Annotated in this window: 10 protein-coding genes; 1 reads left to right on the top strand and 9 read right to left on the bottom strand. The window is 46.7% G+C overall.

Annotated features, from left to right (window positions below; translation table 11 throughout):
* Positions 1-47: 47 nt before the first annotated feature.
* Genes HQN90_RS09860 through HQN90_RS09850 form a run of 3 tightly spaced genes read right to left on the bottom strand, consistent with a single transcriptional unit; the run spans position 48 to position 3,685 of the window.
* Entirely contained in the window at positions 48-1,124 is a 1,077-nt protein-coding gene (locus HQN90_RS09860) for a Ger(x)C family spore germination protein (RefSeq protein WP_173217702.1), read from the bottom strand.
* Positions 1,121-2,209, bottom strand: a complete 1,089-nt coding sequence (locus tag HQN90_RS09855) for a GerAB/ArcD/ProY family transporter (protein WP_173217700.1) — start codon at positions 2,207-2,209, stop codon at positions 1,121-1,123. Before HQN90_RS09855 ends, HQN90_RS09860 begins: the two co-directional genes overlap by 4 nt.
* Before the next feature lie 24 nt (positions 2,210-2,233).
* The gene (locus tag HQN90_RS09850; RefSeq protein ID WP_173217698.1) at positions 2,234-3,685 is read right to left on the bottom strand and encodes a spore germination protein; all 1,452 of its coding nucleotides are present in this window, start codon (positions 3,683-3,685) and stop codon (positions 2,234-2,236) included.
* A 263-nt stretch (positions 3,686-3,948) separates the two neighbouring features.
* On the opposite strand from HQN90_RS09850, the gene HQN90_RS09845 reads away from it, so the two are divergent.
* Positions 3,949-4,992: a Vps62-related protein gene (locus tag HQN90_RS09845; RefSeq protein WP_216855270.1), complete on the top strand. Its 1,044-nt coding sequence runs from the start codon at positions 3,949-3,951 to the stop codon at positions 4,990-4,992.
* A gap of 151 nt (positions 4,993-5,143) precedes the next feature.
* On the opposite strand, the gene HQN90_RS09840 is transcribed toward HQN90_RS09845, so the two are convergent.
* The 6 genes from HQN90_RS09840 to HQN90_RS09815 form a co-directional block, all read right to left on the bottom strand.
* Positions 5,144-7,315 (bottom strand): S-layer homology domain-containing protein, encoded by a 2,172-nt coding sequence (locus tag HQN90_RS09840; protein ID WP_173217696.1) that lies wholly within the window; start codon positions 7,313-7,315, stop codon positions 5,144-5,146.
* 86 nt (positions 7,316-7,401) lie between these two features.
* A complete protein-coding gene (locus HQN90_RS09835; RefSeq protein ID WP_246362188.1) occupies positions 7,402-11,013 on the bottom strand; it encodes a metallophosphoesterase in 3,612 nt (1,203 codons plus the stop codon).
* A gap of 828 nt (positions 11,014-11,841) precedes the next feature.
* The gene (locus HQN90_RS09830; protein ID WP_173217694.1) at positions 11,842-17,451 is read right to left on the bottom strand and encodes an Ig-like domain-containing protein; all 5,610 of its coding nucleotides are present in this window, start codon (positions 17,449-17,451) and stop codon (positions 11,842-11,844) included.
* Between the two features lie 169 nt (positions 17,452-17,620).
* Positions 17,621-20,674 carry an ATP-binding protein gene (locus tag HQN90_RS09825; RefSeq protein WP_173217692.1) on the bottom strand — a complete coding sequence of 1,018 codons (3,054 nt, stop codon included), beginning with the start codon at positions 20,672-20,674 and terminating at the stop codon, positions 17,621-17,623.
* Positions 20,671-21,804: a response regulator gene (locus tag HQN90_RS09820; protein WP_173217689.1), complete on the bottom strand. Its 1,134-nt coding sequence runs from the start codon at positions 21,802-21,804 to the stop codon at positions 20,671-20,673. The genes HQN90_RS09825 and HQN90_RS09820 overlap by 4 nt, the downstream gene beginning before the upstream one ends.
* A 169-nt stretch (positions 21,805-21,973) precedes the next feature.
* Complete coding sequence (locus HQN90_RS09815) at positions 21,974-23,959, bottom strand: serine hydrolase domain-containing protein (protein WP_173217687.1); 1,986 nt, start codon at positions 23,957-23,959, stop codon at positions 21,974-21,976.
* Between the last annotated feature and the right edge of the window lie 408 nt (positions 23,960-24,367).

Below are 24,367 nucleotides of genomic sequence, written 5' to 3'. Positions count from 1 at the left end.
ATCTCGTTATGCGTTATCAGTATGGATATAAACTCCCGTTTTTATCCTTATTTCTTGATACCCATTTCTTTAATAATAACCGTAACATTCAGGCGAACATTCAAAGTTGGATATTGTTCTTCCCATTCATCTTCGTTCCAATTCCGCGTTTGACTCCTTACGAAATCCCCTAATCCAAGTGGATCGATTCCTTCCTTTTTAAATAAGTGGATAAGCTGTATGCCAGATGTGGTAAGTTCATTTTCCAGACTCTTTTTGATTAACTGCAGCTCTTGACTTGGAGAAAAAACAGTCCTTGATTCATTAATTTCACCTTTCAAGTTAAGATTAATCGTCACGCTTTCACTTTTCTCATCTTTACTGACTCGATAACGCACTTTAGAACTGGTGTTTCTCACTGTTACATAAGAGCCATCGTCAAGCTTTACTTCACAACTTCCTAGCTTTGTATTACTTTGAAGCAGTTTCATGAGTCGCATTTCTTTTTCGTTGATGGACTGTACATATTTATCATCCTTAAATAAAGCTAAACCAGAAATCATGACTTGATCGTGTTCCAGTTTAAGCAGTGGCAAGAAAGGGTCCATGCCTTTCCCCGAAAGGGAATATTCGAACTCGTGAAGATTTTGCTTGGGCAGCACTCCACTCCGCATGTTCGAATCAAGCAAATTGAACAAGAACATCCCTTTCTCCTCATCCGAACTGAAATCCGCCTGCAGCATATTCTTTGCTTCTCCATCAACTACGGCTAAGTACATCCTGCGTGATGCCTGAGCGTCCCGTAAAGCGACATCCAATTCTTTGGCCAGCCCTTTTGCTGCCAAATCTTTTCCAAACAACATCACCGAAAGTCTTCCGGGACTGGTGGGGCGGGTTAATTGAAAATCCATGGTTTCTTTGATATCCACGCTTGTGTTGGCAACTTTGGAAAGCAATTGGTTTGAGATGGAATCGGGTTTCTTGGATTTAACCTTAGGCGCAGCGATTGTAAATTCGATTTGATCGTTTGTTGCGGCATCGAAGGAGCAGACGATAAAAAGCGTGATTCTGTCTATAATTTGTTGCCTCACACACGCCGTTAACAGTAAACAAGTCGTTAATAGCAAGAAAAAACACCGGTTCATACCGCTCTTCTCACTTTCATTCTGACAAGATCAACAACATACAAACAGGGGATGTACATATAAATCATGTAGAACCCTATTTTGGATAACCAAGTTTTCATTTCTTCAATGCTGTTACGATCTGGAATCAGACATACTAGGATAAAGATCAGAATTAAAAGTATCGGCAGAGCAGCCAGCTGCTTGACCTTGAACATGAATTTCATCACTCGGGTTGAAGCCCAAAGATTTAAACATAGGACAGGGAATAGCGCAAATATCAATGAAGAGGCACCGATAAATTCAATATGTTCAATGAAAGGAAAACGAACAAATTTGTAATTGGATAATTCAGGCCAAATTTCTGTCGATAATTGATCGGGTTTGAACAATAACAATAAAGAAAGAATGATAATAAGATAAAACATGGTTGTAACCATATTGCCCAAATGAGCCCATTTCTGTGATTTTCGCGGCGTTTTGTCGAACATGTAATAGAAAAAGAGCATCTCCACGCCAAAGTATGGAAATGTTATTTCCTTCGCTGCTTTGAGGATATGATTCGTTGAATGATCCAGCATAGGCAATAAATTGTTGAAATGAAAAAAAGGCATCGCAAACACCAAGGAAAAAATAAGCAAATGTTGTACCATACTAAACATACAAATACCTACGATAACTCGGAATCCTCCTGCAACGATGTAATACACTAACAGAAGCAAAGCTAATGCCAGACTCCAAATCTCAATATCAGGGAATACCCAGACTTGTATAATTTCTATAAACAACCTCATTTGATAAATGGAACCTAGCAGGAAATAAACGATAAAACTAAAGTTAAGAGCACCGCCAGCCCATTTACCGAAAAATTGATGATGAATCTGAATAAGATCCGTTTCATTACGGTTAAGGATTCCATACATCATCCAAATAACGACGTGAATACTGAGACCGCAAAGGAGGACAGCTATCCAAGTATCTTGGCCAGCCCATTGAATCGGCTTATTCGCCATAGAGAGATAGCTGACTCCGAGCTGCATGGAATGAATCAATAAGGCTATCAGAAACGGTGAAACGGCGACCCGTGCATTTACCGATGGCTTCAACTGTTTAACACTCCCAATATGTATTCATTCGTCGATGTCTCTTTTCAATTTTGCTTTTTTCTTATTGAACCTAACGGGTTGCGATGTTCTGAAAAAACTAAACTTATGATGATATTTGGAGTAAGGAGAACGAATGATAGAATCGAACATGTCGGAAGTCCGAAAAGGATAAAAGGGGACCAGATAAGGCATTCCTAGCGACGTTAGTCGCAGCAGATGAGTAATCACAGCAAGCATGACGATGAAAATACCTAATATTCCCCATATCTGCGCTGCAATAATAAATGGAAAACGAAGGACACGTATCGTTGCACTCATTCGAAATATGGGTGTTGTAAAGGAAGCTAACGCCGATAATGCCACGATGATCAGCAAAAAGTTGCTTGTAATTGAGGCTTCAACAGCAGCTGTGCCGAGTACAATACCTCCAACAATTCCAATCGTTTGTCCGATTTTGCTAGGCAATCTGGCGCCAGCTTCCCGTAACAGTTCAATAACAAGTTCCATAATAAGCACTTCCACTACCGGAGGAAAAGGTACGTTAAGTCTGGAAGAAATAATCGTGGGCAAAAAAATATTTGAAATGCCTTGTCCGTGATACGTCATTACAGCAACATACAAGGGTGTGGCAAAGATGGAAAAGACCACAGAAGTCATACGGACCAGCCTCATGAAAGAGCCGATGATCCAAGGCAAAAAATAATCTTCATAGGAAATGAAAAATATCCCCAAATTGACCGGCGCAAATACTGCGGTCGGGGACCCGTCCATCAAAATGCAAATCTGCCCCGATATTAGGGCCCAAGCCACATAATCCGGCCTCTCGGTTCCAACTGTTTGCGGAAAAATGGAGTTGGAATTATCTTCGATCATTTGTTGAAGCAAAGTGATATCCGAAAAGACATCAAATTCTACATCCTCTATACGCTGTATACATGTATTTACATATTGTTCATTCGTTGTTCCTTCTATGTAACAAACCGCCACTTTAGCCTTGGAAGCAGTACCTAGAGTGATCTCTTTTACACGTAGTTCGGGAACGGGAACTCGCTTTCGAATCAGGTTCAGATTGATGTCCAATGATTCAACAAAGGCTTCTTTCGATCCTTCTACGGTGAATTCGACTTGGGGTTCCGTCACCTGGCGCCCCTTAGACAGTGAAGCTTTAACCAAAATAGTAGAATGATCCTGAAGACCATGTTGTACGGCTACATATCCTTGTAATAAATTACCTTGAATTGTCTTCGAATCAGACGAAATTTCTTTTTCCGCAACCGGAATCAGATGATACAAATCTTCCAATGAAATATTCGAATCCTCAGTCAGGTGTCCGAGGATATCTCGGTGTAAGACTTGTGAGTCAACAAGCGAATTTAAATAGCCAATAAAATAAGGTTCGGATTTGGTCTTATGTTCGTAACAAACAAAATCCAACGATTCATTAAGTTCTTTCCAAATCTGAGGAACTGATTTCATGACATATCAACTCATTTTCCAGATTTTATATTCCATGAGTTCATTATTTCAAGACAAGCACATAATTATGCAGATTACAGTTTCATCCATGAGAAAAGGCAACCGATCATCCTACATATAATTACAATTTATTTACATGGAAATAACATCCAGTAAACAAATAAGGCCTATGATTGCTATAGATGGTGTCTAGACATCTATCACGGCAGCACCTGCCTAATAACGAAACAGGATGCGCCAAAACCAAGGAGGCTACTATTCTAATGAAACCTGTAAGGCTTACAAGATGGCGCCACAATGTGATGGTCACTGCTGCTTTTGCTTCAATCATGTTCGGATCGTTGCTTACTTCAAGTGTTACCTTCGCCGCAACAGACGCGGATCAAGACGGAATTGATGATGCTGTGGAGCAAACGCTGCTCGCACAATACGCCCCCAAGCTGTATCTGCATCCTAGTGAAGACAATAAACTTTCCAGTGTAGATTGGTATCTGCAGCGTGTAACGATGCGTTTCCATCATGATGGCGGGTGCAGCGACGATCAAATCATTGCATTTAATGCTGTCACGCAGACGAACTTGTCCCAGCAAGCTCACCAAACCAAGAATTTGATATGTTCGCACTCCGGAAGCAATATCCTCTCCAGCCAAGCCCGCAATACAAGGGCTGACGAAGGGTTTTTCCTGCAGCCTCCTAATGATAACGGCTTTGACAAAACCGTATATCTGGGATCAGCGAGCAGTGATTGGAGAACTTACGCCCATGTCAAACCGAGCAGCGTACTAGCAGGTGGCTACGACCTGCAATATTGGTTCTTTTACCCTTATAACGATTCCCCGTCCGTTGCAGGTCTGGACTTTAATCATGAAGGCGACTGGGAGCATGTCACAGTAACCGTGAACAGCAGTCAGCAATTTGTTTCCGCCTATTATTCCGCCCATAATGGCGAAGGCAAAGACTACACTTCCGCCCAACTGCAATTCGCAACGAAGGATGGCGCGATTGCCACTGACAGCCAGAAGCTGACCAGCGATTACAAACATCCAGTTGTCTACTCCGCAGTCGGAACACATGCCAGCTACCCAACCGCCGGGCAGCAATCTCGCGGCGTACTGCCAAGCGACTACACCGGCGCTGGCGACAGCTTCAATACCTACTACAACGTAGTCAATGTAGGCGAACTGTCCCATCCGTTGAATGGACAAGCGTTCATTAACTATGCAGGCTTGTGGGGGGAAATTGGTGAAACCGATATCTCCACTGGGCCAGCAGGACCTGCTTTTCAAAGTGCGTGGAATAGCAAATAACCTTGTTTCAGTCATACAATGTGATATCCCATCCATAATCAGAAAACGGAGCCCGCAAACCCGCGCGGCTCCGTTTTTGTTGTTTCAAAAACAATAAAAAAGCTGCTGCTCAGTAGTTAATCTACTGAGCAGCAGCTTTATCAGCATACGTTTATTTTTTTAATGCCAATGCTCTTAGAATGACGGTTACGGCTTCCGCGCGGGTCGTGTTCGCCTGCGGCTTCACCGTATGGTCTTCATATCCATTAACCAAATCTTTGGCAATCGCGGTCGCAAAAGCCGAACGAGCCCAGTCGGATACAGATGAACTATCCGAAAAATCGATGTTCTTGGCAATCGGATCCATCTGAGCAGCACGAATGATGATTGCCGCCATTTGCTCCCTTGTTATGAAATCGTCAGGACCAAAAGACTGTTCCGTATAGCCGTTAACAACACCAAGCGCTGCGGCAATTGCAATCGCACCTTTTGCCCAATGAGTTGACGTGTCTTCGAAACTTTTCCCATCCTGAGCTTTAAGATTCAAAGCCTTGACGATAACGGTAACGAATTCAGCTCGCGTTATTTTGTTGTCTGGCTTAAAGGAGTTGTCCGAATATCCGTTGATCGCACCTTGTTTAACTAACTCACGAATGTTAGCTTCGGCCCAATGTCCCTTGATATCGATAAGACTAGTTCCAGCTGGATTAACAGCTTTTTTATCGGAAGCAAGTACAGCGAACTTTGTGAAATGCTTAACAGATCCAGAAGCCGTCGCATTGACTTGGTCTACTTGCAGATCGTCCAATTGCACCCATGTATGGGTTTGTTCATTGAGCCAATATACACCTACCAGTGACTTCGTAAAGTCCACGGCCGTCTTGTCGAAAGGCAATGTGATCACAACAGACTTGTTAAAATCGCCTTCTTGATCTTTTATGATTTCATAGACACCGCTTATTAATTTAAGAGACAAGTCAACGGGCAGCATGGAGGTATCGCTTACTTTATCTACGCTTACCTTAATACTGTTAGCCAATGCTCCAGCCGGCACATCGATTTTCGCGCCATTTAAAGTTAACGTTCCACCCTCAGCCGTCATTGTTCCTGCGTTGGATGGCGTTCCGCCTCCGCTGCTTCCACTTCCACTGCTTCCATTATCATTTCTAGTCACAGGCGTATAGCTGGCAAATTTGGTAAAGTGCTTTGTCCAAACCACAAGATCGCTGCCAACCTTTATTTTTGCGTCTCCACCTGCAGTGATTGTGCGATTTGCCACGGTTTGACTATCTTCCGAAATGGAGCCCGTAATTGGTGTAAAAGCGCCATTTCTCACGTAGCCGACAGACTTATCCCCCTGGTTCGGCAGGAGTAAACGTACTGCTTTGTCGAAAGTTAGCGTTACATCCGGCAAGCCTACTTCAATGACGGCGCTCACGCTGCCATCGCTAATAGATACGCTGCTGTTGCTCAGTACTTCCGGCAGCTTAATCGTACCATCCCAGCTATCGGGAGCTGTAATTTGGGTACCCTGAGGAATAGACACATCAACCGCACCTAGAGAGGTGACGGCTTGCACATCAATCAAAGGCAGCAGCGCTTGTTTCGTACTACCCACCGTGCTTGCTTCCACTTTGATTGAAACATTGGATGCATCACTTGGAACTGTAATGCTTACAGGTTCAGTGCTTACTTGAATCGCTTCACCTGAAGCCGCTGTTATCGCAATTGCTCTTTTGATCGTTAGATTGTATTTCTTTTTCGTAACCCCATCTTGAGCGGTTACTTCAATGGAAACCGCATTAACGCCTTCTTTTAAATCAATGTCCTTGGTTGCCATTTCTTCATTATTAATTCTCACAATGGCCTGAACATCGTCGGCATTTGCCGTAACGGTTACACGGCTAACCCTGTTTGCAACACTTGCCGTATAATCTGTTTGATCAGCTGAGAACTCGATAGGAGCTGAGCTCAGTTGTAAAGATTTCAGGTTGGCATTTGTACCTTCTGCCGGTGATTGAGATACGGAGAACGCCTTGGATTCTGCCACATCCATACCGCCAACCCAAGCCGTATAATTTCCATTTTCCAAGGTGTATGGACCAAATGAATACTTGCCGTTCGCAGCAGCTTTAACTTGATCAGCTAAAATATTACGGCTGTAGCTATCAACTACGCGTAATGTAAGAGCCTTTCCTGCATAAGAGGCATTCCCTCCTGTAACGGTCACCTGATTGCTGTTTACAGAGACAACTACCTGGTAGTTGTCCGCATTAGCGTACACCGGAATAAGTGCGAATACTAACGTTAGCGTCAAAAGTAGGCCAAGCAGTTTATTTTTCAAAATGAATTCTCCAGTCTTTTTGTATTTCTTAACCAATCTTCATAGATTTCATAGAGGAGCTCGCAGAGCCCCTCTATGAATGATCACTATTTAGTAGTTGATGGTGCAATAGCGGCATCTTGTGGTTGTGCTTTAGCTACTTGATTTTGAAGATCATCCCAGAGCAATACTTTGACTGTGTAATTTTTGAATGATGGCAGATTGAATTGTGCCGTAACTTCTTGCGCGTCTTGGATATCATTTTTTATGGACACAAGCTGAATCGGCGTATTTCCATCCATCAACTGGAAGATAACTGTCGCTTTTTCAGATACATTCTTCAGATCTTGAATAGTTGCTGAAACCGTCGCAGAAAGCCCCGTTACTGAAACTTGCGGTGTGCTAATGCTATATCCATACGTTTCCTCATTCTTCACGATACCGAACTGATCGATAATAAACGGAACGCCATTATTAATGTTCTTATCGATTTCATAACTTACAGCTGTCATCTTGTTGCCATCGATCGTAACACCGACGAAATTCTGTACTTGTCCACGAGCTTTAGTCGTTGTATCCCCATACTTCTTCGCATGGTTCTCTTCCGCTCTCTCGAATAGATTCAAATAAGTTTCGTCCAATTTGGTATTCTTAAAGTAAACCTTTGCCCCAGCTGCGGCTGGGATTAAATAAATGGTGCCATCTGGTTTTACGGCGTATTCAATCGTTTGACCGTTTAACACTTCAGTTATTTTCTCAACTGTTTCCGCTTTACCGTCTTTCATAATCGGCTTTGTACGCGCATAGATGTGGTCATGTCCTTGGAAAACAAAATCGATTCCCAGTTCATTCATTAGCGGGGCAATTTTGTTTCTCTCACCCTTCGTTCCGCTAATATCGCTATCTGTTGCATGGTTTGCGGTTGTGTATGGTCCTTTGTGGATATTAACAAGAATCCATTGTGCGCCTGCCGCTTTGGCAGCTTGCACATCTTGTTTCATCCATTCAACCTGAGCGTCAGAGAAATTATCGTATACCGTTGATTTATTTTTCTCATTCGAGTTCAACACAATCACATGAGCGTTGCTGTAGTCGTACGAGTAGTACGCTCCTGTTGAAGTATCGGAGTTCTCAGCTTTCTTAATGTCAAAATGTTCAAAGAAGGCATTGCCTGATTCTTCATGATTACCCGCTGCCGGTACAATCGTCGTGTTCAGCAAGCTCGGCTGCGAATGCCCCAGCAGCCAGTTCCATTCTTGCTCCGTCGTGCCGTGTTCTACGACATCACCATTGTGAAGAACGAACTTCGCATTCGGCACGGTTGCCAATGCCTTGGAAAGCGTCGCAGCGGAAATGGCTGCCTCTTCTTCATCTTGTGCTTGCGTATCCGTCATATCAATGAAGGAAAATGCTCCGCTTGTCGGTGCAGTCAGGAATGTGCCTGTCTCGCTCCAGGAATTCAACTTCGCATCCCCAACACGGAAGAAATACGTAGTGTTCGCTTTTAAGCCTGCGGCTTCAGCTTTATGCACATTTTCTTGCGCAGAATTCGTCGCTTTGGACGAACGACCTGTGAATGCCGTTGCTTTTGTAAAATCAGGCGTAGTACCTTTCTTTTCTACGACTTGCAGGTCGCTATTTGTTGAATCAAACGATGTATACCAAGTGAAGCCTTTCGAACTGGTCGGGTCTCCATTGAACGTTACCGTTACCTTGCTTACTTCCACAACAGGATCTGGCTCGGCTACCTCTTCTTTCACAATACCGAACTGATCAATAATAAACGGAACGCCATTATTGATGTTCTTATCAATTTCATAGCTTACAGCAGTCATTTTGTTTTTATCGATGGTAACACTGACGAAATTTTGGACTTGTCCACGAGCAATAGTCGTTGTATCCCCGTACTTCTTCGCATGATTCTCTTCGGCTCTCTCGAAAAGATTCAGATAAGCTGCATCTAGTTTGGTATTTTTAAAATAAACCTTTGCGCCAGCTGCCGCTGGAATTAAATAAACGGTGCCATCTGGTTTTACCGCATATTCAATTGTTTGACCGTTTAACGTTTCTGTTATTTTCTCAACTGCTTCTGCACTGCCGTCTTTCATGATCGGTTTTGTGCGCGCATAGATGTGGTCATGTCCTTGGAATACGAAATCGATTCCCAGCTCATTCATCAGCGGGGCAATTTTGTTTCTCTCGCCATTCGCTCCGCTAATATCGCTGTCTGTCGCATGATTGGCGGTTGTATACGGACCTTTGTGGATATTAACTAGAATCCATTGTGCGCCTGCCGCTTTGGCTGCTTGCACATCTTGTTTCATCCATTCAACCTGAGCGTCAGAAAAATTATCGTAGATCGTTGATTTCTTTTTCTCATTCGAGTTCAGTACAATTACATGAGCGTTGCTATAATCGTACGAGTAGTAAGCACCCGTTGAAATGTCTGAGTTTTCCTGCTGCTTAATGTCAAAATGTTCAAAGAAAGCATTGCCTGATTCTTCATGATTACCCGCTGCCGGTACAATCGTCGTGTTCAGCAGGCTCTGCTGCGAATGCCCAAGCAGCCAGTTCCATTCCTGCTCCGTCGTGCCGTGTTCTACAACATCACCATTATGAAGAACGAATTTCGCATTCGGCACGGTTGCCAATGCCTTGGACAGCGTCGCAGCGGAAATGGCTGCCTCTTCTTCATCTTGCGCTTGCGTATCCGTCATATCAATGAAGGAAAATGCTCCGCTTTTCGGTGCGGTCAGGAATGTGCCTGTGGCGCTCCAAGAATTCAACTTCTTATCGCCGACCCGGAAGAAATAGGTCGTATTCGCTTTTAAGCCTGTTGCTTCGGCTTTATGTACATTTTCTTGCGCAGAATTCGTTGCTTTAGTTGAACGACCTGTAAATGCCGTTGCTTTTGTAAAATCAGGCGTACTGCCTGTTTTTTCTACGACTTGCAAGTCGCTATCATTTGAATCAAGCGATGTATACCAAGTGAAACCCTTCGAGCTGGTCGGATCTCCATTGAACGTTACCGTTACCTTGCTCACATTAGCCACAACTGGAGCAACAGCAACAGCAACAAGTTTCATATCGAAATAGAGATCAGAACTGCCGTCACTTTGCTGATGAACCTCAATCGCAAGCTCATTATTGCCATCGTGGAGATTCGTTTTTAACGCTGCTGTAAGATCCACAGCATCGTAAATGACAGGAAGATCTTTGCCGGAAGTTGCCTTCGTTGTATATGTAATTTCACCATCCGGCATACCGAAACGAGTAATTTCCGTTCCATTCACATAGATAACGGCACCATCATCGATTGCAAAAGTACCGAGTATTTGACCATACGCATCAATCTTGCTTTTATCTACATTCAATACCTTACGGAAATAAGTAGTTGAATATTTTTTGCTTTTGTTTGAACCGTAATCTACAGTCGTTTTCAACGGGCCAAACAGACCAGTTGTCACTCCACTTCCATTATCCTTATATCCAAACGGGGCACTGCCAGAACTCCATGTCGTATCATTATAAGTGGATTGCCATACTGTACCTTGATCCATACCTTTGTCGTAATATTTCCACTCCGAATTTCCTTGCAGCAAAATAACCGGATCTGTCGACTCAGCCTTTACGGATGCCGGAGCAGATACGCCAAACATCCCAATCAATAAGGCAAAAGATAGCAAAACTGATAACGCTCTTTTGTTAACGATGTTCATCTTAATCTCCTTTGTAGATGTATTTAACACTCTTGCAGTCATTAAGGACCTAATTGTAGCAATAGAATGTCAACTACATGTTTACCATAGGTAAATATTATGTAAACACCGCAGAGATGATTTGAAGCTGAGGTTTACAGAGCCATAGTAAAATGCTAGATTGAAATTAACATATTGGGGACGGAGGGTGAATCATTTGAGAAGCAGTATTCACCCGCACTATAGATTTTGAATGAGATGAGGCTGTCTCAAAAAGTCGAATATGACTTCGAGGCTGTCTCTTCTGTTTTAGAGGCTCCAACTGGTACGCCTAACCCTAACTGCAACACCAACTGCAACTGCAAACTGCAACTGCAACTGCAACACCAACTGCAACACCAACTGCAACACCAACTGCAACTGCAACTGCAAACTGCAACTGCAAACTGCAACTGCAACTGCAACTGCAACTGCAACTGCAACTGCAACTGCAACTGCAACCCCAACCTGTTGCCAAATTCCACCGGAATTACGCCTGTGTTATCCGAGTAAAAACTGCAAAAGTGCAGGCTTTTTCAACAAAATCGCTTAAAAAATGAAAATACCTGCAATTATACAGGGATTTATTAATTATTCTTCCTAAAACTTGAAAATCTTCATCAAAAGATGTAGATTCGCAGGAATTTAGGATCTATAGGTAGACTCTGAGCAAAAAAGATGCAGATTTGCAGGAATTTGATCCTCAGTTGCTTCAAAGTCATCAAAAGATGAGCAACCGCAGGAAAATAAATAGGAATGGACAAAAAAGCGGAACGCCCGGCTTCGTCAGCCTGCATTCCGCTTTTTCGATTAAATCAGACCTGATTTTTGCAATAATCTCTGTATGATAGTTGCAACCTCAGCACGGGTCATGTAACCCTTCGGCGCAAGTAAAGCCCCGTTTCTTCCAACTACAATGCCAGCCTTCACATTGTCCGCAGCGCTGCCTTGCGCCCATGAGGACACTCCGGCCGCATCTTCAAATGGACGAAGTGCAGAGTCTGCTGATTGTTCTAGGATCTTGTCTTTCAGACCGGTTATCGCCATCGCTTTGGATAGAATAACCATTGCCTGTTCTCTCGTAATCTTGTCATTCGGTCGGAACGTACCGTCTTCCATGCCGCTGATAAGCCGATGTGAATAAGCCGTACTGACCGCGCCGCTGTACCAATCTTCCGACTTCACATCTGAGAATGGCGTTGCTCCATTCTCCAGCTTGAAGCCTAATCCGCGAACCATGATAGCTGCAAATTCGGCACGGGTGATTTCTTGGTCAGGACTGAACATGCCATTCCCCGTTCCGTTGACGACCATCCGGGATCCCATGTCGTTAACGGCATTTTTTGCCCAATGATTCGCCGCATCGCTGAATTCGAGCGGATGCCAGACGACCGCATACGTGCTGTTGGTCAAGCTGTTGATTTGGGCCTCATACTTTCCGTTAATATTTCGGACCTTAGTCGGTACATGACGTACTGCCCCATCCTGCTCAACTACAACTCCTGTTGTAATCTTGCCTGGATCAACCTCATCCGGAATCGCGATTGTTCTTTCCACATAGGCGTCGAACTTCGTTACTTCGACGTTTTTTTCTCCATAAGCGGCTCTCACCGTAAAGTTCAGCGGCTGGGCAGCAAGCGTGAATTGTCCCTTGGCTGCTGCGCTTTCCACAACCTTCAACGTATCCGTTGCTGGGACGGCGATTTCAATCCGCACTTTAATGTCCTGCAAGTTTATTAATTCACCGACTTGCTGAGATATAGCGCCGATATTGATTTGTCGCGCTGGAAGCGTGTACGTCGCATGATCGGTTTTGAACTCCAGAACGGCTTGCTTGTCCTCCATGTTCTTCACCATTTGACCGTTCAGTTCGCCAATGACGATATCGAATGTTTGGTTGATCGGAATCGTGACTACGGCATGTTGCCCTTCCGCTGCGAGCCTTTCATCCAGTTTTTTCTGATCCACAACTACAGTCATTTCGGTTTGATTGTTTCGTTTTGTAATTGTGGCAGTGCCCGCATTCTCGACTTTCCCGTTAACTAGGATATCCACACCTGTGTTTGGAGTGTTCGTAGAACCCGTTGTCGTTGGAGCGGAAGGTTGAGATGGCGTATCCGTATCCTTATCTGATGCTCTCGGAATCACTGTATTCGATTGTGCAGAGACTTCGCTTCTCCCTGCGCTATTGATCGCTTTTACCGTAAATGTATAGCTCGTTCCATTCGTCAATCCTGTGAGCGTAATCGGACTCGCGTCTGCGATTACGACCACATTCCCCGGTGAAGCAGTCACTTCATATCCAGTAATCGCACTTCCGCCGTTATCCGCTGGAGCCGTAAACGTAACGACGGCTTGTCCGTTACCTGCAACCGCCGTCACATTGGCTGGCGCTCCTGGTATAGTTGCCGGAGTCGCGCTTACTTGATTTGATGCCGCGCTCAAGCCCCCTGAGTTTTCTGATTTGACCACAAAGTAATAGCGGGTTCCGTTGACCAGGTTTTGTATGTTGTAGGTAGAAGAAGTGACTGTCGCAATTTCAACGATGTTAGTTAGATCTGCATCCGTTGCCATATAAATATGGTACTGCGTCGCATCCGATCCTGTGCTCCAGCTCAGATTAATTTGACGGTCGCCGACGTCAGCCGCAAGATTTTGCGGATTGGCGGGAGCGTTCGGCAAGTTCACCACTTGCGTAACGATAAACGTTACAGGCGTCATATGATCCGCAGATACGGTGACCATTGCCGTGTAGGTACCTGCTGGCAAATTGTCTTTGGCATGGATGTCAAAGCTTGTTGATGCACTGCCAGCTAAAGTAGAATCCGGCTGTGTCATGACAAACTCGTTAGCGTTTGCGCCGCTAAGCGTTACCGACAGGTGCGTCAAATTACCTGTGCCGATATTCGTGACGGCAATGCTTCTAGTCTCTTGGTTACCTGATTCATATCCCTGAGTAAGCGCCGTTAACGTTTGATTAGTGATTGCAGCGATCTTATAGGAAGACGCTGCCGTAACCGTTATCGTCGCTGATCCTTTTTTGCTGTTATCCACTGTCGAGGATGCCGTGACCGTATAGTCGCCCAGCGTAGTGTCCGCCGCCACGGTCACGTTCCCCGCGCTGTCCACCGCCACTTTGGCGTCGTTGCTCTTCCATGTTACTGTCGTCACCGCTCCTCCCGCCGCATCTACGGAAGCCGTGAACTGCCTGCTTCCTCCTTGCTCGATGCTTGCGGTGCTTGGGCTCACGGTTACGCTGCTGATAGCAGGCGCTGCCGTAACCGTTATCGTCGCTGATCCTTTTTTGCTGTTATCCACCGTCGAGGTGGCTGTGACTGTATAATCGCCCAGCGCAGTGTCAGCCGCCACGCTCACGTTCCCCGCGCTGTCCACCGCCACTTTGGCGTCGTTGCTCTTCCATGTTACTGTCGTCACCGCTCCTCCTGCCGCATCTACGGAAGCCGTAAACTGCCTGCTTCCTCCTTGCTCGATGCTTGCGGTGCTTGGGCTCACGGTTACGCTGTTGACCGCAGGCGCTGCGGTGACCGTTATCGTCGCCGTTCCTTTTTTGCTGTTATCCACCGTCGAGGTGGCCGTGATCGTATAATCGCCAAGCACAGTGTCAGCCGCCACGCTCACGTTCCCTGCGCTATCCACCGCCACCTTAGCGTTGCTGCTCGTCCACGCGACCGTCGTTGCCGCTCCGCCAACCGCATCTACCGAAGCTGTGAGCTGCTTGCTTCCTCCCTGCACCACGCTTGCGGTGCTTGGGCTCACGGTGACGCTGCTGATAGCAGGCGCTGCGGTTACGGTAATCGTCGCCGTTCCTTTTTTACTGTTATCCACCGTCGAGGTGGCCGTGATCGTATAATCGCCCAGCGCAGTGTCAGCCGCCACGCTCACGTTCCCTGCGCTGTCCACCGCCACCTTAGCGTCGCTGCTCGTCCATGTGACCGTCGTTGCCGCTCCACCAATCGCATCTACCGAAGCTGTGAGCTGCTTGCTCCCTCCCTGCACCACGCTTGCGGTGCTTGGGCTGACGGTTACGCTGCTGATAGCAGGCGCTGCGATGACCGTTATCGTCGCCGTTCCTTTTTTGCTGTTATCCACCGTCGAGGTGGCCGTGATCGTATAATCGTCAAGCACAGTGTCAGCCGCTACGCTCACGTTCCCTGCGCTATCCACCGCCACCTTAGCGTCGCTGCTCGTCCACGTGACCGTCGTTGCCGCTCCGCCAACCGCATCTACCGAAGCTGTGAGCTGCTTGCTTCCTCCCTGCACCACGCTTGCTGTGCTTGGGCTCACGGTTACGCTGCTGATAGCAGGCGCTGTGGTGACCGTTATCGTCGCCGTTCCTTTTTTGCTGTTATCCACCGTCGAGGTGGCCGTGATCGTATAATCGCCAAGCGCAGTGTCCGCCGCTACGGTCACTTTTCCAGCGCTGTCCACCGCCACCTTAGCATCGCTGCTCGTCCACGCGACCGTCGTCGCCGCTCCGCCTACCGCATCTACCGAAGCTGTAAGCTGCTTGCTTCCGCCCTGCACCACGCTTGCGGTGCTTGGGCTCACGGTGACGCTGCTGATAGCAGGCGCTGCGGTGACCGTTATCGTCGCCGTTCCTTTTTTGCTGTTATCCACCGTCGAGGTTGCCGTGATCGTATAATTTCCAGGCGTGGCGTCCGCCGCCACGGTCACGTTCCCTGCGCTATCCGCCGCCACCTTATTGCTGGCGTCGCTGCTTGTCCACGCGACCGTCGTCGCCGCTCCGCCTACCGCATCTACCGAAGCTGTAAGCTGCTTGCTTCCTCCTTGCACCACGCTTGCTGTGCTTGGACTGACGGTTACGCTGTTGACAGCCGGCGGCATAGCCGTAACGGTTATCGTCGCTGTTCCTTTTTTGCTATTATCCACCGTCGAGGTCGCAGTGATTGTATAATCTCCTAGCGCGGCATCAGCCGCAACGGTGACGTTCCCCGCTCCGCTGACTGCCACCTTGTTACTAGCGTCGCTACTCGTCCATGTGACCGTCGTCACCGCTCCTCCCACTGCGTCCACCGCAACCGTCAGCTGTCTGCTTCTACCTTGCGCGACGCTCGCCGTGCCGGGAGTGACGGTAACGCCGTTGACCGCTGGAGGTACGGGTACCGCATAGTTAGCCGCCCGAAGTTGCTCAATCGTACTGTTTCTCTCCTGCCACGCAACGAATAAAACGTTGCTTAGCGCGGTCACGGCAGGAAAATTGGCAACTTTCGAAGGATCCACGATCAGACCGTTGCTGCCGGCTTCGGCGCTCATCCAGGCCGTACCGTCATACTTCTTTGCGCGAATTTTAAATACGGCAGTTGATCCTACATTTCCGGAATATTCTTGCCATACCGCATATACATCATGATTAAACGTCGTTATTTTCACATAATTGGCTCGAAATGCGGGATCCGCGTTGATTCCATATTTCCCGCCGCCGTCAATACTTGACCAAGTGTTGCCGTCGTATTTCTTCACCCGAATTTGGTCGTCCGTCGTCGAATCGACCGGTTCATTCCAAGCTAAGTACAAAGCGCCGTCAATCGCGGCTACCGACGGGTAGATCGCGCTTTTCCCGCTAACCATATTTAACCCGGTCGTTCCTCCGTCTATTATCGTCCAGCTTGCCCCGTTATACTTTTTCGCTCGCAGTTGATAAATGGACCCGGATACTTCGGACCAGACCGCGATTAAATCATTCCCCAATACGGCCAAAGCAGGAAAAGCCGCGAGTTTGGATGAATCTATATTTAATCCGTTCGTACCTCCGTCGACGTTCGTCCACAAGGTACCGTTATACATCTTGACCCGGATTTTATAAACTTCAGACCATGATGCATACAGAGCGCCGTTGTATACAGCCAGTGTAGGACCGAGAGCATTCAGTGTAGAATCTACGTTTATTCCGCTCAGACTTACGTCCTCGGCGCTCGTCCAGCTTTCGCCGTCATACTTTTTGACCCGAATTTGAGTATTATTCGCTACGCTCACTTCTACCCACGCGATATACAAAGCATCCTTGAACACGGTTAGAGTTGGTGTTGTTCCCGCTTTGCCAGTATTCACGTTCAATCCGTTCGGACCGTTGCCGTCGACGCTAACCCAGCCCGTGCCGTTATATTTCTTGACTCTGATTTGACTGATCGTTCCGTTTTTTTCTTGCCACGCCATATAAACTTCGTTTCTAAATACGGCTAATACAGGAAGTTCTGCTCTACTTGCAGGATTAACGTTCAATCCATTGACTCCGCCGCCGTCTATCATCGACCAACCGGCTGCTGCCGAAGCCGCGCCGCTGCTTAATAGAAGCGGTATCAAAAGTATAACGGCGAGCAAAAGATGTGCCGTTTTTCGTATTCTATCGTTTTTCTTACTGCTTCTCATTGCTGGGATCAAAACGCATCTTCCTCTCCTGATCGTCGTTCTTTCTCAAATACCACATTTTCTAGCTCAGCATATCCGACTGCACCTTAAAGAAACCTTAAAAATCGACAATTTTCACCAAAATCAAACAGGCCTCATCTGAAATCGATGAGAACCTGTTAGGTCAATCGGCATAGTGCTGTTAAACCGACGAAGCAGGGATGCATATAGTGACTCTCGTACCGCGTCCTGGTTCGCTTTCCAACTCCAGCGAAATGCCATATTCGTATTTCAGCCGCTTGTTAATATTCCGCAAGCCGACCCCCTGCGGCTCATCTGTGCCGGCTCGTTCAAGCAGCGTCTTCACTCGTTCAGGTGCGATCCCGACGCCGTCGTCGGCTACGACGAACCGCCATTTCCCATCGGACTCTTCCGCCGTCAACGTTACCGTGCCGCCTTCAATGCGATCACCGATCCCGTGACGGATCGCATTTTCTACAAGCGGCTGCAACAGAAGCGGCGGCATGTGCAATCCATAGGCAGCTTCTGCGATATCATATTCGAAGCGAATACGATCTTTGAATCGGGCTCGCTCAATCTCAACATACGTTCGAATGAGGCTGAATTCTTCTGCAAACCCAATACGTTCCTCCGCGTTGCTGAACCGAAAGCTTCCTCGCAAGTAATCCGCGAGATCAGTGATCATCTTCCTTGCTCGCTCCACATCCTTATAGCTTGATGCCACAATACTGTTCAGCACGTTATACAAAAAATGAGGTTTGATCTGCGATTGCAAAAACGCCACTTCCATGTGGACCGCTCGACCAAGCGATTCCTTCATCGCGAGCAAGCTGCCGATCCTTGCTTTAAGCTCCTCCAGATCGAACGGTTTGGGCAAGTAATCGTTCGCCCCCGCTTGGAATGCTGCCACCTTATCTTGGGGTTGAATGGCTGCCGTCACCATCAGAACAGGCAGTTCCAGCAGCGAGTATCGTTTGCGAATCTCCTGACACACTTCATAGCCAGACATGCCCGGCATCATCAGATCGAGAATGACGAGATCAATTCTGCCCGATTGATCGATCTGCTCCAGCGCCTCGTACCCGTTTTTGACTGCAATCACGCGATAGTCGAGGACTCGAAGCGTGTCCAATAAAACTTTCAAGTTCACGTACTGATCGTCGACGATCAGAACCGTAAGCTTGCCGCTCTGATTGGTGTGATAAGGCGTAACGAAGGAATATTCAGTTTCCCTTGGCATGACCTGAGGACTTGAATAGGACAAAGGCGATGACGCATCTCTTCGCTGATCGGCGATCGGAAGCGTGAATGTAAAGGTAGAACCGACTCCAGGCGTGGAAGCAACCCAAAGCGTACCCTTTTGCAGTTCGACTAGTTGCTTCGCGATCGGCAGCCCTAATCCGAAGCCGCGCTGCTGATCTCCCTCGAATGATTTGAATGGTTCAAAAATGAATGGAATGTCTTGAGGTTCGATGCCTTTGCCTGTATCGTGCACCGCAATTTCGAGCCTGCCTTCATGCTCCCTCCCGGTAATGACGATCATTCCACTCTCCGTATGCTTGATCGCATTGTCCAGCAAATTTCCGATAACCTGGCTCACACGGATTTCATCGGCATAAGCCGAAGATAGCTGTGCAGGCACATGGTTGACCAGTTGAATATGGTTTTCCGTGCACAGATAGGAATAGAAGCGCACTTGCACCTCCGCGACCGAACGAACATCGATCGGCGCCGGAACGATTCTCAGTTCGCCCAGCTTCAGCTTGGATAAGTCCAAGATGTCGTACACGAGCTGCGAAAGCTTCCTCGTAATGTCCGTAATCAATTGAATCTTTTCCCGCTGTTCGGCAGTTGGCGGATGAATGGCATCGTCCAGCATGGACCGGGAAATATTCATCACACCGTGAAGCGGGGTCTTGAATTCATGCGAAGTTCTGGCGAGAAAATCGTCCTTTAACTTGTCCGCTTGAATCAATTGCCCGGACAGCTCCTCAATCTTCTGAAAAGCGTTCGAGAACCGGAGCGACATCAAGAGCGCAAGCATCAGCAGAACAAGAAAAGGTTCAACCGGCGCAAGCGAATAGATCGGCACGCCGAAGTAAACGTTCATATTCTGGTTCAGCACCATCGCATTCAACGCCATTGCCGCTACGGCCAAATACCCGCTGCCCGCTACATTGTGCAGGGCCGTATATACGAATACATATGTTGCATACAGCAACGCGAAAGTAACGTAAAACGACGTCAATTGACGAAGCGGCCCTGTTGTAAGCTGGGAGGCGAAGCCAATATGCAGCAGGGCAAGTATCCCCCCTGCGGCCAGCCCGCCTCGAGTGAGCCATGTAAAGCAGTAAGGCCGGAAAGCGGTATATATATAGAGGAAAAATCCAACGCCTACGCCAACTGTCGAAACCATCTGGATTCGGAAATAAAGCCAGAACGGAAACGGACCGACCGCATCGAAAAGTACTCTCTCACCACTGACGCTTGTAAATGCAGCAATACATAAGCAAACGATGCCAAATACCGCAAGTGAAACATCGTTTCTACGTTGGGAAAACAATCCGATAAAATATAATCCCATGATCAGGAAGGCGGTTAACGCGATCCAATCATGAGCTGTCGCTCGATCGCGAAGCACAGCAATTTGCTCGGCCTTGCCCAAGAGAAGCGATTCGCCAATCCCGCTGCCTACACGAAATTCATAGTTGGCCACCTGAACCAGAATTTCATTCCAGCCCGGCTGCAACGTGAAGTAGCTGACATACGGTTTGTTAAGCGCGTAGTAATGCTGCTTATCTGCCGGATTCCCGCTTGATCCGACGATTTGACCATTGACGATAAGCCGATTGGAAATCAGGACAGATGCTGTTTTCAATCCATAGACCGCGCTTGCATCACCGATCTGGATCTGTAATCGGTAGGTCGCCATGTCAATCGTATCCAGCTGTTTTAACCATGATCCGGGGACCTGAATCATTTCAGGCGTTAATCCCCCTGTTGCAGCAGAAGAGAGAGAAGGCTGGTGAGTAAGCAGTTGATCCGGATAAAGCTCCCACTGCCCATCCAGCCGAACGACTCCATCCTCCTCGAATTTCCAAGCGGTTAAGTCCATAGCCCCATTCACCGCTGCAGGCATTGGCTTTTTATGGATAGAGAAGTAGCTCAACAACAGCCCATAGGTTGCAATCAACAGAGATAACGTGATAAGCGCTGCCGCAACTTTTTTTCTCATTGGGCTTGCTCTTTCGTTTGTTGGAATAGCCGCATTGTCTCTTCCTCCAGTTCCGCTCCCAATTGAACGCGCACCGCTTGTTCCAATTGCAAGCAGACTCGATACGCCTCATTACGATTGCCCATCTTCTGATGCAGCTTGATCAACTCGCGTCCGTCGATCTCGGAATCAGGGGCAAGCAACAATAGCTTTTGCATGCTGTCCACCGCAAGCGTACGGTTGCCCTGACTTCGAAAATACGCGTACCATTTACGGAGCGCGCGAACATACGAGGCTTTAATCTCCAACTGTCTGGCGGTAGCCCAACTGAAATCGCAAGCTTCCATATATTCACCTGTGTACTTCTGGTTCATTGTGTCGTAAGACCTTTCGACCATTTTCTCTTCAGCCAAGGTGCTGCTCAGCAGCTGCTCAAAGTCGGCTGCATCGACCGTGGGCCCGTCCAATACAGCGACGAACCCTTGATCCGCTTTGCGTATATAGATCGGAATACGATGTTCCGCCAAGCTTTTCCTTAAATAAGACAGGCATGTATACAAATACGTTTTCGCCTTGTTCAGATCGTACCCCGGCCATAACGCCTCAATAATCGATGCCGTATTCACCGATTTTCCTGCATAGTGGATCAGAAACGCGCAAAGCTCCTTTTCCTTTTTCGTTTTCCATGTCAGCACCTTGCTCTCGTCACCTGGCAATCCAATATGGAAGCCTCCCAAACAGTAGACGGTCGGGGTGATGCTTGCGCGCTGACGTGCCTGAATGATGGGATCCGATAACGATTTAATACGCTCAATCGTGTTCTGCAACCTGTCTCTCGTAAATGGCTTCAGCAGGTAGTCAGTCGATTGAATTTCAAACGCTTCAATCGCGTATTCCGCATATGCTGTTGTGAATATGATCGGCATTTGAGGGATCATGCTTCTGATTTTTCTGGCAGCTTCCGTGCCCTTCATTCCCGGCATATGGATATCCAGGAACACGGCATCTACATGTGAATTGCCCAAAGCTTTAATCGCTTGAATCGGATTGCTATACCTTCCTACTACCTGAATGTTTCCAATTTGTCCGAGCAAAATTTCCAACAAATCCAGCGAATCTTCTTCATCATCAACAAGCATTACACGAATCATCGGCTCATGTCTCCTTAAAGCTTATTGCAAGTATCCATTTTCTGCACAGAGAACACAATTACTATAAATCCGATTGCTATAAAAAGAAAGAGCCTCGCGAAAAAAGAATGCGAAGCACAAAATATTCTATCGATAATTGTTCTCAATGACCATGAACTTATTTTTTTAATTAATGGAGGATTGGCAAGGAATAGTAATCAAAAGCTTGATCCAATAACGCACTGGCTTCTTGACGCTTCAAAAGCTGCTTGGAACGGAAGTCTATGGAAGCATCTGTTTTAATCTTCGTATCCGGATCTATGATACCTTGGGAAACAAGAGCCGTGATGGCTTCAATTGCCCAAGCATCCGTTTCGCCACTCAATTTAACGTTAGTTCCAGGCGCAGCATGTTTCAAGTTTTGGATCATGACCGCCGCCATTTGTCTAGAGATAGGCGAATTCGGCTGATAATCAGGCACTCCTGTCATCATCAGCTTCTTATTCGGCTCAACCGCATAGGGCATGTTTTGCCACCCTTGAGCGCGCAGCAGCACTTCTGAGAATTCTTTCTGTGTCATCGTTCCTTCGGGATCGAAGAGGCTGGCTGATTTTCCGCTCATGACTTTCAAAGCATGAAGATTATTAATAAATGACTTATATTTGCTATCCGCAGGTACATCAGAAAATGGTGAACTAATGTTTACTTTTTGCGCATAAGCTACGATGTCTATTGCGGGATGCATGTAGTACAAATACGCAATATGACCCGCTTCATCTTTATTAAACGTCAATTTAATCCCTGACTCATCTTCAAATAATAAAGGGTGGATCATTTTCAACGTATGCTTGCCAGTAGTTCCAGTCTCCAAAAGTAATTTCCCATCCGAATATGAAACTTGAGTCCTTATGGCAGCAAGACGCGTGTTTTGATATAATCCAACGTAGTCTTTGGCTTGCTGCTCACTGATTGTCGCGTAGGTTGGCTTTGGAGCTTCTACTTTTCTCGGATAATAATGATTCATAAATTCCTCATACACGTCAAGACTCATCATGGAGTCGTTGCTGTAGGACATGTACAATGCTGTATTCTTCTCTGGTAGAATAGCAACCAAGGAAGAATGCCCTGGAACATTCCCTCCTTTTAAAATGACATGCTGATCGTTCATCTTTTCTTGGAAATAACCTTCAAATCCAATGGTTGTGATCGGAATCGTCTTATCAGCAAACAACTGGTAGGTTTGCATTTGCTGTATGCTCTTCTGGCTCACTATTTCTTTGCCATCATACTTTCCTTTGCTCAGATGCATAATGAGGTATTTCGCCATGTCATCTGCTGTCGAGACCATACTGCCTTGAGGCCATTCTGTTGGAGCAAACCCCTCCAGGGGAAGCAGCTCTCCTTTGGGTCCATAGTGAGCAGACATTCTGCCTAGTAGTTCAGGGGTAAAACGTACATTCGTCGAGGTCATGCCCAACGGTTTGAAAATATTTTTCTCCATGTACTGAGAATATGGCATCCCCATTACGTTCTCTACGGCATATCCCGCTAGCAAGAAGCCAAAATTGTCATACGTGTACGCTTCTCCCGGAGGTCTGACCACAGTTGGCATATGCGAAGCGAGGTATTCCTTCATTGAAATATCTTTATTCACATATTCTGTAGACATATCCGTGACGATATCCGGCAAGTCAACGCCGCTTGAATAAGTGAGCAGATCAAACATCGTCAGTTTTTTCCCCGTTATATTCGGAACCTTCATTCCTCCCAAGTACTCTTGGATATCGTGTTTTAAATCCATTTTCCCCTTATCGACCAACTGCATGGCGGCCAATGCCGTGAATGACTTTGTCACAGAGCCAATTTGGAAAACAGTATCTTTATCAACTGGAATTTTCTTTTCCCTATCCGCATAACCGTAACCTTTGCTAAGCACCACTTTCCCATCCGTGACGACGACAAAATTAGAACCAACGGTATTAAACTTCTTCATCTTATCCGCAAAAACGCCATCTGCGAATGTCTCTACTTCCTTGGCATCTCGCGGTCCTTCCAAGCTGGTCTTCTCAGTTGCAACAGGTGTCGGGGATACGCCACTGGGTGCGGTACAGGCGGTAACGACTGTGGTAGATAATAGTAGAACCGCAAGACTGGTGGTGCAAATCGTTTTCTTCATGAATGATTTCTCCTTGAATCGTATTTAGCCCTCATAACGTCTGGCTAAATCCAAGTATGGCAAGGAACTTGTCATACCAACAAGTTGCATTACGTCATCATTCCCCTTTCCAAAGTGTCATATGTCATTAACCACAGCTAACACCGGTTGAATCGGCGTTTTGCAGTTGTTTCCTTTCCGGAAGTCGCACCTACAGTTTGTCACATTTTAAAACTCCCGATTGTCCCGCTGGAAATGTAGAAAGAGCTGTTCACCCAAGTTTGCTTGCTTAATCACCAATGTTCCTGCTCTCTTTCTCTTTTCCAAACATGCTCGACTCCCTAAAATTTCTTCATACGTTTCATACTTTTAGGCGAGGCAGGAGATCTTTGCAGAGTGTGCAGGAAATATTTCACTATAGCGGTTACA

Origin of the sequence: Paenibacillus alba, assembly GCF_013204855.1 — a bacterium.
Taxonomy (GTDB): Bacteria; Bacillota; Bacilli; order Paenibacillales; family NBRC-103111; genus Paenibacillus_E; species Paenibacillus_E alba.
Note: the sequence above shows the minus strand (reverse complement) of the source record. Positions and strands in the feature narration are given on the sequence as shown.

What these genes read in the sequence shown, in the direction of transcription:
- HQN90_RS09820 (WP_173217689.1), bottom strand. Translation starts at nt 21,804, where the DNA reads ATGATTCGTGTAATGCTTGTTGATGATGAAGAAGATTCGCTGGATTTG.
- HQN90_RS09860 (WP_173217702.1), bottom strand. Translation starts at nt 1,124, where the DNA reads ATGAACCGGTGTTTTTTCTTGCTATTAACGACTTGTTTACTGTTAACG.
- HQN90_RS09850 (WP_173217698.1), bottom strand. Translation starts at nt 3,685, where the DNA reads ATGAAATCAGTTCCTCAGATTTGGAAAGAACTTAATGAATCGTTGGAT.
- HQN90_RS09825 (WP_173217692.1), bottom strand. Translation starts at nt 20,674, where the DNA reads ATGAGAAAAAAAGTTGCGGCAGCGCTTATCACGTTATCTCTGTTGATT.
- HQN90_RS09815 (WP_173217687.1), bottom strand. Translation starts at nt 23,959, where the DNA reads ATGAAGAAAACGATTTGCACCACCAGTCTTGCGGTTCTACTATTATCT.
- HQN90_RS09845 (WP_216855270.1), top strand. Translation starts at nt 3,949, where the DNA reads ATGAAACCTGTAAGGCTTACAAGATGGCGCCACAATGTGATGGTCACT.
- HQN90_RS09835 (WP_246362188.1), bottom strand. Translation starts at nt 11,013, where the DNA reads ATGAACATCGTTAACAAAAGAGCGTTATCAGTTTTGCTATCTTTTGCC.